This window comes from Stenotrophomonas cyclobalanopsidis (genome assembly GCF_008710035.1).
Lineage (GTDB): Bacteria > Pseudomonadota > Gammaproteobacteria > Xanthomonadales > Xanthomonadaceae > Stenotrophomonas > Stenotrophomonas cyclobalanopsidis.
On sequence record NZ_VYKI01000001.1, the window covers coordinates 163,610 to 174,846 of the forward strand.

Below are 11,237 nucleotides of genomic sequence, written 5' to 3' on the forward strand. Positions count from 1 at the left end.
TGTGGGTTCCGGTAGTGACAGACATCTACTGCGCGGCGTGACGCTGTCGCAGGCAGGACAAGTGCGGGCGCCGGGAATGCGCGCGGGGAACCCTGGTGCACGCCGCCTGGCCAGGATGGCCAGCCACGCTGTCTGGGCGGAGTAGACGCGATGGAAGCTCAAACCACCTCCCACGCTGGCCCGGGCAACCCCGAGCTGGATGCCGGCTGGGCGCTGTTGCCGCCCGAAGCGCCCCTGCAGATGCCCGAGCAGACCCTGCGCGAAGGCAAGCTCAAGGTCCCTCGTCACCGCACCTCGCCGCGCATGATCAAGCTCCGCCGCCTGTACCTCTTCGGTGGTACTGCGGCGATGACCGCCGTGGCCACGCGGATGATGTGGCGGGTGCTGTCCACCAACGGCATCAGCGTGCTCGAGGCCTGCCTGCTGGTGCTGTTCGTCGGCCTGTTCGCCTGGATCGCGCTGTCCTTCGCCAGTGCCGTGGCCGGTTTCCTCACCGCCGTGTTCGACCGCGGCTACCGCCTGGGCATCGACCCGGACAAGCCATTGCCGATCGTGCACAGCCGCACCGCGCTGCTGATGCCCACCTACAACGAGGACCCGCGACGGCTGCTGGCCGGCCTGCGCGCGATCTACGAATCGGTGGCCGCCACCGGGCAGCTGGAACGCTTCGATTTCTTCGTGCTCAGCGACACCCGCCGCGAGGACATCGCCCGCGCCGAGGAGCGTGTCTTCAACGAGCTGCGCGAACTCGTGCCCGATGGCCGGGTGCGCCTGTTCTACCGCCGCCGCAGCGACAACGGTGCGCGCAAGGCCGGCAACATCGCCGACTGGGTGCGCCGTTTCGGCGGCGCCTACCCGCAGATGCTGATCCTGGACGCCGACAGCCTGATGACCGGTGACAGCATCGTGCGCCTGGTCGCCGGCATGGAACACAACGCCGACGTCGGCCTGATCCAGACCCTGCCGTCGGTGATCGGCGGGCGCACCCTGTTTGCCCGCATGCAGCAGTTCGGTGGCCGCGTGTACGGGCCGGTCATCGCCCGCGGCGTGGCCTGGTGGCACGGCGCCGAGAGCAACTATTGGGGCCACAACGCGATCATCCGTACCCGCGCCTTCGCCGACCAGGCCGGCCTGCCGGCACTGCCCGGCCGCAAGCCGTTCGGCGGCCACGTGCTCAGCCACGATTTCGTCGAAGCCGCGCTGATGCGCCGGGGCGGCTGGGCCGCGCACATGGTCCCTTACCTGGGCGGCAGCTACGAGGAAGGCCCGCCGACCCTGACCGACATGCTGGTGCGCGATCGCCGCTGGTGCCAGGGCAACCTGCAGCACGGCAAGGTGGTGGGCAGCCGCGGCCTGCACTGGATCAGCCGCGTGCACATGCTGATCGGCATCGGCCATTACTTCACCGCGCCGATGTGGGGCATGTTGATGCTGATCGGCATCGCCATCCCGCTGTTCCAGGAAGGCATCGATTTCAATGCACTGCTGCACCTGTCGCCCAGCCTCTACTGGCGTGCGCAGGACGAGGAGCAGGTGGTGCGCCTGTTCGGCGCGACCATGGCCGTGCTGCTGCTGCCCAAGGTGCTGGGCTACCTGGCCATGCTGCTGGACCCGGTTGACCGCCGTGGCTGCGGTGGCGCCTTCCGCGCGTTCGTGTCGATGCTGGTGGAAACCGTGCTGGCGGCGCTGATGGCGCCGGTGGTGATGTACGTGCAGTCGCGCGGCGTGGCCGAAGTGCTGTCCGGCCGCGATTCGGGCTGGGACGCCCAGCAGCGCGACGACGGTGGCATTTCCTGGATGGCGCTGATCCGCAGCTATGGTGGGCTGGGTCTGTTTGGCGCCTTCATGGGCATGCTGGCCTGGGCGGTATCGCCCTCGTTGGCGGTGTGGATGGCACCGGTGGTGATCGGCATGGTGCTGGCCATTCCGGTGGTGGCGCTGACGTCCTCGCGTGGCCCGGGTGGCTTCCTGCACCGCTGGGGGCTGCTGGACATCCCCGAGGAAAACACGCCGCCGCCCGTGCTGGTGCGTGCCGCCGAGCTGCGCCGCGAAGCCGCCGAGCAGCCGCCGCTGTACTGATCGGCCCATGGCGGCGGCATAATGCGGCTCGAACTTGAAGGAGCCGCATCATGCTGCAAACGGTGGAACAGGAAACCGGCGCCTCGCCGCAGTGGTCGGTGATCTGGCTGCATGGGCTGGGGGCCGATGGCCATGATTTCGCGCCGATCGTGCCCGAGCTGGTGCGCCCGCACTGGCCGGCGCTGCGCTTCGTGTTCCCGCATGCACCGGTGCGGCCGATCACGATCAACAACGGCGTGCCGATGCGCGGCTGGTACGACATCGTCGGCATGGATTTCCGCTCGCGTGCCGACATGGCCGGCGTGCGTGAATCGGTGGCCCAGCTGGATGCGCTGATCGCGCGCGAGATCGAGCGCGGCGTCGCCGCCGACCACATCTTCCTGGCCGGTTTCTCGCAGGGCGGCGCGGTCATCCTCAGCGCAGCACTGGAACGCACCGCGCCGCTGGCCGGCCTGATCGCACTGTCTACCTACCTGCCCGATGCCGAAGCGGCCCGCCGCGTCGACGGTGCTGTGGACGTGCCGGTGTTCATGGCCCACGGCAGTGGCGATCCGGTGATTCCGCTGGCGGTGGCCGAGCACAGCGCGCAGGTGCTGCGCACGCTGGGCCTGTCGTTGCAGTGGCAGCGTTACCCGATGGCGCACCAGGTCTGTGCCGAAGAGATCCAGGCACTGGGCGACTGGCTGCAGGAACGGCTGGGCGTGGCCTGAGCCATGGCAGCCAGCGCCAGCCCGCCGTGGATGCCGGAACTGTGCCGCCTGCCGCGCGTGCTGGCGATGCTGGGCCTGGCCGAACTGGTGGTGGTGGTGCTGGCCTTGGCGCCGGATGGCAGCCGCCACTGGACGCTGGGCGAGCTGGCCTCGGCCAGTGGTTTCGCGTTGTGGCTTTCGCTGGTGGTCAGCGCCTGCCTGTGCCTACTGCGGCGGGCACTGCCGACCCTGCCCGAGGTGCTGGGCGCGCTGCTGGCCATCGCCTTGTCGGCGCTCATCGCCGTGGCCTGTGCGGGCATCGTCCATGCCCTTTACGCGGTGCTGGGTGACAACTTCACCCGCGGCATCAGCTTCTGGCGCTTCACCCTGGGCAGTGCCGCGACGACGGCGCTGATCACCGCGCTGGCGCTGCGCTACTTCTATGTGAGTGACCGCTGGGCCGCGCAGGTGCAGGCCAACGCGCGTGCCCAGGCCGACGCACTGCAGGCGCGCATCCGCCCGCATTTCCTGTTCAACAGCATGAACCTGATCGCCAGCCTGCTGCATCGCGACCCGGCCGTGGCCGAACGCGCGGTGCTGGATCTGTCCGATCTGTTCCGCGCCGCGCTGGGTGCCGGCGAAGGTGATTCCACCCTGCAGGCCGAGTGCGAGCTGGCCGAGCGCTACCTGTCGATTGAATCGCTGCGCCTGGGCGAACGCCTGCAGGTGCGCTGGCAGCGCGAGGAACCGCTGCCCTGGGATCTGCCGCTGCCGCGCCTTGTGCTCCAGCCCCTGGTGGAAAACGCGGTGCTGCATGGCATTTCGCGCCTGCCCGAGGGCGGCACCATCGAACTGCTGCTGGCCTGCAAGGACAGTGAGCTGCAGATCACAGTTCGCAATCCGGCGCCGGATCCGCAGGCCCCGGGGCTGGCCCTGGCGCGGGGTGCGGGCCACGCGCAGCACAGCATCGGCCATCGGCTGGCGTGGCGCTTCGGTCGTTCCGCGCGGATGACGGCCGGCTGGAGCGAAGGCTACTATGCCTGCCAGGTGACAGTGCCGATCCAGTGAGGGAATGAGCGTGAGGGTAGTCATCGCCGATGACGAACCGCTGGCCCGCGAGCGCCTGCGCAGCCTGTTGGCGGCGCAGGAGGGCATCGACGTGGTGGCCGAGGCCGGCAACGGCGAACAGGCCCTGCACGCGTGCGCGGAACTGCAGCCGGACCTGGTCCTGCTGGATATCGCCATGCCCGGGCTGGATGGCCTGGAAGCCGCGCGCCACCTGGCCAGCTTCGAACCGCGGCCGGCGGTAGTGTTCTGCACCGCCTACGACGCGCACGCGCTGTCGGCGTTCGAGGCAGCGGCGATCGATTACCTGATGAAGCCGGTACGTGCCGAGCGTCTGGCCGCGGCCATCGCGCGCGCGCGCACGTTCCTGGCCGGCCGCGATGGCCAGCCCGAGCACAGCGGTGGCCAGGCGCGCAGCATGCTGTGCGCGCGCCTGCGTGGCAGCCTGCGCTTGATTCCGCTGGACGACATCCACTACCTGCAGGCCGAAGAAAAGTACGTGGTGGTGCACCACGCGCGCGGCGAAGACCTGATCGAGGAATCGCTGAAGTCGCTGGAAGAGGAATTCACCAGCCGCTTCGTGCGCATCCACCGCAACTGCCTGGTGGCCCGCCATGAACTGGTGGAGCTGCGGCGGGGCGTGGGCGGGCAGGTGCAGGCGGTGCTGCGGCATGGCAAGCAGCCGCTGGAAGTGAGCCGGCGGTGCGTGGCGACGCTGAAGCAGGAACTGCGGCATCTGTGAAGTTCTCGCGCGGCCTGCGGCCGCGACTGCTTACGGGCAACGTCTGAAGCAACAGCCACAGCCACAGCGCGTCATGGCTCGTTGTTTTTACGTGCTGGGTCGGACGGCAAGAGCAGAGCATTGTTGTTATCGGGAGGGGAGGGACAGGTAGAGTCGAGCCATGCTCGACTCACAGCGAAGCGATCCGCTGTTGCTCTGCTTTTCTTTTGATCTTCCGTGGCTGGTGCGCGCGGAAACTGTCAGAGGCCGGGTGGGTGGGTTGCGCAGGGGCGTGAGCCGCATGGATGCGGCGACCGAGCTTACAGGGACGTACTAGCAGCGTCCCCTGCGCGGCCCACCCATCCGGCAAAGCGCGATGGATCCAGCCAACGCACCTGCCACAAGGGGCTCCGCCGTTGGCCGTATCTCGCCGATAGGCGCGATAATGTCGGCATGGAAACCGTCCGCATCGCCACCCGCAAGAGCCCGCTCGCCCTCTGGCAGAGCGAACACGTCGCCGACCGCCTGCGCCAGGCCTACCCCGGCCTGCATGTCGAACTGGTGCCGATGAGCACCCGCGGTGACGAGGTGCTCGACCGCTCGCTGGCCGCCATCGGCGGCAAAGGCCTGTTCCTGAAGGAGCTGGAGCTGGCCATGCTGCGCGGCGATGCCGACTGCGCGGTGCATTCGCTGAAGGATGTGCCGATGGAACTGGATGCGCCCTTCGCGCTGCCGGCCATGCTGACCCGCCACGATCCGGCTGATGGCTTCATCTCCAACCTGTACGCCTCGCTGGATGCGCTGCCCATCGGTGCGCGCGTCGGCACGTCCTCGCTGCGCCGCCAGGCACAGCTGCGCGCGCTGCGCCCGGACCTGCAGCTGCTGGACCTGCGCGGCAACGTCAACACGCGCCTGGCCAAGCTCGACAACGGTGGCTACGACGCCATCGTGCTGGCCGTGGCCGGGCTGGAACGCCTGGGACTGGGCAACCGCATCGTGGCCCGCCTGCAGCCGCCGCAGTGGCTGCCGGCACCGGCGCAGGGCGCGGTGGCGGTGGAATGCGATGGTGGCAACGCGCGGCTGATGGAACTGTTCGCCCGCCTGGATGACGCCGATACCCGTGCCTGCGTCGAAGCGGAGCGGGCGATGAACCGCGCGCTGCACGGCAGCTGCCATGTGCCGGTGGCGGCCATCGCGCAGTGGGAGGGCCAGGGCCTGCACCTGCAGGGCATGGTCGGCAGTGTCAGTGATGGCCGGGCGGTGCGTGCCGAAGCGGTGGGCCCGGCCAGTGACCCGGAATCCCTGGGCCAGCAGGTGGCGAAGATGCTGCTGGATGGTGGCGCAGGCGAGCTGCTGAACGTCTGAACCGCGCCTCTGTAGAGTCGAGCCATGCTCGACCCCGCTTTTGTAGAGTCGAGCCATGCTCGACTGGGCCTTCCGTAGAGTCGAGCTTGCTCGACTGGCTGGCCAGCATCAGTCGAGCATGGCTCGACTCTACAAATAAAGAACGGGCGCCTGGGGCGCCCGTTTCTCATTTGAACTTGTAGACCACGTTCATCGTGGTCAACGTATCGGTCCTGCGCTTGTCGTCGGCCACGTCGCTGTTGTAACGGGCCTGCCAGCCGGCCTTCAGGGCCAGGTGCTCGTTCATGCTCACCGACACGCCGAAATCGTTCTGGCCGAAGGTGTTGTACGAGCCCGATTCGACCAGCAGGTTGTTGATCAGGTCGGTGTTGGACGTGATGGCGTACTTCAGTTCGAACTGGCCCTGGCCGATCAGGCCGGTGCGGGTGCGGTCGTCTTCGGTGCTGTGGGTACGGCTGACACCCGGGCCGATCAGCGCGTCGAAGGAGAACTTCTCGGTGTTGAACAGGCGGGTACCGTAGCCCAGGCCGAACGAGCTGCGACGATCGTAGGTAGCGAAGTCATCGCGCTCGGTACGCACCTTGGCGAACAGCTGGCGGTGTTCGCCAAGCTGCAGCGCGCTGCCGGCGGCGCCGGTGTAGCGGCTGGCCGTGGTGTTGTCGCGGCGGGTGGTGGTGCCGTCGTCGGCGGTCTCGGTCACCTTGGAGCTGGAGCGCAGGCCGAACAGGTCCATGGTGTGCACCCAGTCGCCATCGGTGTAGCGCAGGCGCAGGGCGCCGTTGAAGCTCTCGGTGCTGCTGTTGCCGCTGGCGGCGGCGAAGCCCAGTTCGCCGCCGCTGCCGCTCCACGGCGACGTCATCGCCGCCAGTTCAGAGGCATCCTGGGCATACGCCAAGGGTGCGCACAGCAGCAGGGGCACAAGCAGGGACACGCGCAGGGACATCGAGGGCTCTCCGAAGCGGTTAACAACCCGTGATGATACTGGAAGCACCCTGACCATCAGAACGGGTCGGCAACGGCGCTTCAGCAGGCGTTACCGCCATCGCCCATTCAGGGGAGGTCGATGCGCAGCGCGGGGTCGTTGAAGCGCGAGTAGCGCAGGCGCAGCTGGTACGGACGCCCCTGGTTGCTGCCATTGCGCACGATCTGCCGTGGCAGTCCCTGGTCATCTACCCAGTACTCCAGGCGCTCGCCGGCGGCACTGACCAGCCGGTAATGGCGGGTATCCACGCCGTCCAGCGACTGCCGGCCCAGATCCTCGGCCTGCAGCGGGGTTGCCGGGGCATCGGCGGGTAGCGGGCTGCGCCACTGTTCCAGCAGGCCGGGCGGCGTCGGCACCTGCTGGATCGCGCCACCGGCCTGCAGGAACATGGTGTCGCCGATGATCGTCTGTACACCCGCCGGAGTGTGCAGCCGGAAGCGGTCGGGGGCGACGAAGTCCATCGCGCTGTGCACCGGCTGGGCCGCACCCAGCACGTCCAGCTCGGCGTGGAAGCTGCGCATTCCGGCCAGACGCTCGCTGGCGACGCGCACCGCCTGCGCCGGATCGACGGCCGCGGCGGCCGGCACCGGTGCAGGGGCCAAGGCCGGGGCTGCAGCGGGGGGCGTGCCAGCGTCAGGTGCCGGGGCGCGATCACAGGCGGCCAGCAGCAGGCAGGCCAGCAGGGGCAGGGCAGGCAGGCGGCGCATCGGGCGTTCCATGGGGGCAGGGGCGCCCACGATAGCCCAAAGCCCCCGCACAACGCCCGCGACTCGGACATAATCGGGGCATGGACCGATACGAACGCATCACCGCCCTGCATCGTCTGCTCAAGTCCGCACGCTATCCGGTGACGGTGGCGACCCTGCAGGACAAGCTCGGTTGTTCCCGTGCCACCGTCTACCGTGATCTGGCCTTCCTGCGCGACGCGCTGATGGCTCCGATCGAGGGCGACGGCGAGGCCGGCTTCCGTTACCAGGCTGACGAAAGCGACCGCTTCGAACTGCCCGGGCTGTGGCTCAGCTCGGAGGAGCTGCATGCCCTGCTGGCCTCGCAGCACCTGCTGGCGCGGACCGGCGGCGGCGTGCTGTCGTCGGTGCTGGCGCCGCTGCAGCAGCGCATCGAAAGCCTGCTGGCGGCGCAGGCCGGCGTCTCCAACTGGCCGGTCGACCGGGTCCGGGTGATCCCGCACCGCGGCCGCAAGTTCGACGAAGGCAGCTTCCGCACCGTCGCTTCGGCCGTGCTGGAGCGCAAGCAGCTGGCGTTCGAGTACCGCGCCCGTTCCACCGACGAATCGACCCGGCGCACCGTGTCGCCGCAGCGCCTGACCCACTACCGCGACAACTGGTACCTGGATGCCTGGGACCATGATCGCGATGCCCTGCGCAGCTTTGCGGTGGACCGCGTGCACAAGGCGCGGGTGGTCGACAACGGTGCCCGCGACGTGGCCGAAACCGAGCTGGATGAGCAGCTGGGTGCCAGCTACGGCATCTTCTCCGGCCCACCCAAGGGCTGGGCGACCATCCTGTTCAGTGCCAAGGCCGCGCGCTGGGTGGCCGACGAACACTGGCATTCCAAGCAGCAGGGCCGGTTCCTGCCCGATGGCCGCTACGAACTGAAGGTACCCTACAGCGTCTCGCGCGAGCTGCTGATGGACGTGCTGCACTACGGTTCCGACGCCGAGATCGTCGAGCCGGTGATGCTGCGCGAGCAGGCCAAGGCGCTGCTCAGCCTGGCCCTGACCAACTACGAACATTCCTGATCCCTCCCCCGAGAGACCCGTTGCCCCCATGAAGAAGACCCTGTTGCTGCCCCTGTTCGTCGCTGCGCTGGCCCTCACCGCCTGCGGCAAGTCCGGCGAGCCCTCGCAGAAGCTGGTGGTGGCCGCCACCGCCGTGCCGCATGCGGAGATCCTGGAAGTGGTCAAGCCGATCCTCAAGGAGGAAGGCGTGGACCTGGACGTGCGCGTGTTCAACGACTACGTGCAGCCCAACGACCAGCTGGTGCAGAAGCAGGTGGACGCCAACTACTTCCAGACCGAGCCGTACCTGGATGCCTACAACCGTGACCGCAAGACCGACCTGACCAAGGTGATCGGCGTGCACATCGAGCCCTTCGGTGCGTACTCGCGCAAGGTCAAGTCGCTGGCCGACCTGCGCGAAGGCGCCGACGTGGTCATCCCAAATGACCCGAGCAACAACAGCCGCGCGCTGATCCTGCTGCACAAGGCCGGCGTGATCGAGCTGAAGGATCCGAGCAACGCCCTGTCCACCCAGCGCGACATCATCGCCAACCCGAAGAAGCTGAAGTTCCGCGAGCTGGATTCGGCGATGCTGCCGCGCGTGCTGGACCAGGTCGACCTGGCCCTGATCAACACCAACTACGCGCTGGATGCCGGCCTGAACCCGACCCAGGATGCGCTGGCGATCGAGAGCAAGGATTCGCCGTACGTGAACTTCCTGGTCGCGCGCCCGGACAACAAGGACGACGCCCGCGTGCAGAAGCTGGCCAAGGCACTGACCAGCCCGCAGGTGAAGGCCTTCATCGAGACCAAGTACAAGGGCGCGGTGCTGCCGGCGTTCTGATGTTGGGGTAGCGGGGGGGGCCGGCCGGCCGGGGGGGGGGGGGGGGGGGGGGGGGGGGGCGGGTTTTGGTTTTTGGGGGTGGGCCGGGCCCCGGCCGGGCGTCGGGGGGGGGGGGCGGGGCCGGCCCGGCGCTACCACCCTCAATCGACGTGGAAGGCGAGGGTGGCGGCCACGGCCTGCTGCCACCCTGCATACAGCCTCTCGCGTCGCGCCGGGTCCATCTTCGGCTCGAAGCGCTGGTCCAGGCCCCACTGCGCGGCAATCTGCTCGCGGCTTTCCCAGAACCCCACCGCCAGCCCGGCCAGGTACGCCGCTCCCAGCGCGGTGGTTTCGGTCAGCCGTGGCCGCAGCAGCGGTACGCCGAGGATGTCGGCCTGGAACCCGGCCAGAAAATCGTTGCCGATCGCACCGCCGTCGGCGCGCAGTTCGCTCAGGGCAATGCCGGCATCGGACTGCATCGCATCGAGCACGTCACGCGTCTGGTAGGCCATCGCCTCCAGCGCAGCGCGCACGAAGTGCGCCTTGCTGGTGCCCCGGGTCAGGCCGAACATCGCCCCGCGCACATCGCTGCGCCAGTAGGGGGCGCCCAGGCCGACGAAGGCCGGCACCAGGTAGGCGCCGCCGCTGTCGTCGACCTTCGCCGCCAGCGCCTGGCTGTCGCTGGCACGGTCGATCAGGTGCAGCCCGTCGCGCAGCCACTGCACCACCGAGCCTGCAATGAAGATCGAGCCTTCCAGCGCATATTCGACGCGCCCGCCGATTCCCCAGGCGATGGTGGTCAGCAGGCCGTTGCGCGAGCGCACTGCCTGCGTGCCGGTGTGCATCAGCATGAAGCAGCCGGTGCCATAGGTGTTCTTGACCATGCCCGGCTGGAAACAGGCCTGGCCGAACAGCGCCGCCTGCTGGTCACCGGCGATGCCAGCGATCGGGATCGGGTGGTCGAAGAAAAACTGCGGCCGCGTATGCGCGTACACCGCGCTGGAATCGCGCACGCTGGGCAGCATCGCGCGCGGGATGTCCAGCAGTGCCAGCAGGTCCTCGTCCCATTGCAGAGTGTGGATGTTGAACAGCAGGGTACGTGCGGCGTTGCTGTAGTCGGTCACGTGGGCCTGGCCGCCGCTCAGGTTCCAGACCAGCCAGCTGTCGATGGTGCCGAACAGCAGTTCGCCACGTTCGGCGCGCTGCTGCGCACCGTCCACGTGGTCGAGGATCCAGCGCACCTTGGTGGCCGAGAAGTAGGCATCGATCAGCAGGCCGGTGCGCTCGCGGATCAGTGCTTCATGGCCATCGGCGCGCAGCCGTTCGCAGATGGCCTGGCTCTGCCGCGACTGCCACACGATGGCATTGTGGATCGGCTGGCCGGTGGCGCGGTCCCACACCACGGTGGTTTCGCGCTGGTTGGTGATGCCCAGCGCGGCGATCTGCCGCGGGTCGATCTGCTCGCGGCTGAGCAGTTCGGTCATGGTTGCGTAGACGCTGGTGAGGATCTCGCGCGGATCGTGTTCCACCCAGCCCGGCTGCGGGAACAGCTGGCCGAACTCACGCTGCGCGCTGCCGACGATGTTGCCGGCGCGGTCAAACAGGATCGCGCGCGAACTGGTGGTGCCCTGGTCGATGGCCAGCACGTAGCGGGGCGTCATGGGGCGTCTCCGGTGGCGATGGGGTGGGTAGAGTCGAGGGGGGGGGGGGGGGGGGGGGGGGGGGGGGGGCAACGCCGCAAATAAAAAAAAAAAACAAAACCCCCCCCCCCCCCG

The 11,237-nt window shown here is 68.5% G+C and carries 10 protein-coding genes; 7 read left to right on the forward strand and 3 right to left on the reverse strand.

Annotated features, from left to right (window positions below; all coding sequences use genetic code 11):
• Window positions 1-150: 150 nt before the first annotated feature.
• From mdoH to hemC, 5 genes are all read left to right on the forward strand, one after another.
• Window positions 151-2,079, forward strand: a complete 1,929-nt coding sequence (gene mdoH, locus FJU31_RS00635; protein ID WP_150453065.1) for a glucans biosynthesis glucosyltransferase MdoH — start codon at window positions 151-153, stop codon at window positions 2,077-2,079.
• Window positions 2,080-2,129: 50 nt separating this feature from the next.
• The gene (locus FJU31_RS00640) at window positions 2,130-2,789 is read left to right on the forward strand and encodes an alpha/beta hydrolase (RefSeq protein ID WP_108758933.1); all 660 of its coding nucleotides are present in this window, start codon (window positions 2,130-2,132) and stop codon (window positions 2,787-2,789) included.
• A gap of 3 nt (window positions 2,790-2,792) precedes the next feature.
• Window positions 2,793-3,836 (forward strand): sensor histidine kinase, encoded by a 1,044-nt coding sequence (locus tag FJU31_RS00645; RefSeq protein ID WP_188115425.1) that lies wholly within the window; start codon window positions 2,793-2,795, stop codon window positions 3,834-3,836.
• A gap of 4 nt (window positions 3,837-3,840) precedes the next feature.
• Window positions 3,841-4,575 carry a LytR/AlgR family response regulator transcription factor gene (locus FJU31_RS00650; protein ID WP_188115426.1) on the forward strand — a complete coding sequence of 245 codons (735 nt, stop codon included), beginning with the start codon at window positions 3,841-3,843 and terminating at the stop codon, window positions 4,573-4,575.
• A gap of 432 nt (window positions 4,576-5,007) precedes the next feature.
• On the forward strand, window positions 5,008-5,919 hold the full coding sequence (gene hemC, locus FJU31_RS00655) for a hydroxymethylbilane synthase (protein WP_150453066.1): 912 nt from the start codon (window positions 5,008-5,010) through the stop codon (window positions 5,917-5,919).
• A 166-nt stretch (window positions 5,920-6,085) separates the two neighbouring features.
• On the opposite strand, the gene FJU31_RS00660 is transcribed toward hemC, so the two are convergent.
• Both FJU31_RS00660 and FJU31_RS00665 read right to left on the reverse strand, forming a co-directional pair.
• Window positions 6,086-6,862 carry a DUF481 domain-containing protein gene (locus FJU31_RS00660; protein ID WP_150453067.1) on the reverse strand — a complete coding sequence of 259 codons (777 nt, stop codon included), beginning with the start codon at window positions 6,860-6,862 and terminating at the stop codon, window positions 6,086-6,088.
• 107 nt (window positions 6,863-6,969) lie between these two features.
• Window positions 6,970-7,608 (reverse strand): hypothetical protein, encoded by a 639-nt coding sequence (locus FJU31_RS00665; RefSeq protein WP_150453068.1) that lies wholly within the window; start codon window positions 7,606-7,608, stop codon window positions 6,970-6,972.
• Between the two features lie 80 nt (window positions 7,609-7,688).
• Here FJU31_RS00665 and FJU31_RS00670 point away from each other — a divergent pair, with 80 nt between their 5' ends.
• Window positions 7,689-8,660: a helix-turn-helix transcriptional regulator gene (locus FJU31_RS00670; protein ID WP_116865223.1), complete on the forward strand. Its 972-nt coding sequence runs from the start codon at window positions 7,689-7,691 to the stop codon at window positions 8,658-8,660.
• Window positions 8,661-8,688: 28 nt separating this feature from the next.
• The gene (locus tag FJU31_RS00675) at window positions 8,689-9,483 is read left to right on the forward strand and encodes a MetQ/NlpA family ABC transporter substrate-binding protein (protein ID WP_150453069.1); all 795 of its coding nucleotides are present in this window, start codon (window positions 8,689-8,691) and stop codon (window positions 9,481-9,483) included.
• Window positions 9,484-9,623: 140 nt separating this feature from the next.
• On the opposite strand, the gene glpK is transcribed toward FJU31_RS00675, so the two are convergent.
• A complete protein-coding gene (gene glpK, locus FJU31_RS00680) occupies window positions 9,624-11,123 on the reverse strand; it encodes a glycerol kinase GlpK (RefSeq protein ID WP_150453070.1) in 1,500 nt (499 codons plus the stop codon).
• Window positions 11,124-11,237: the final 114 nt, after the last annotated feature.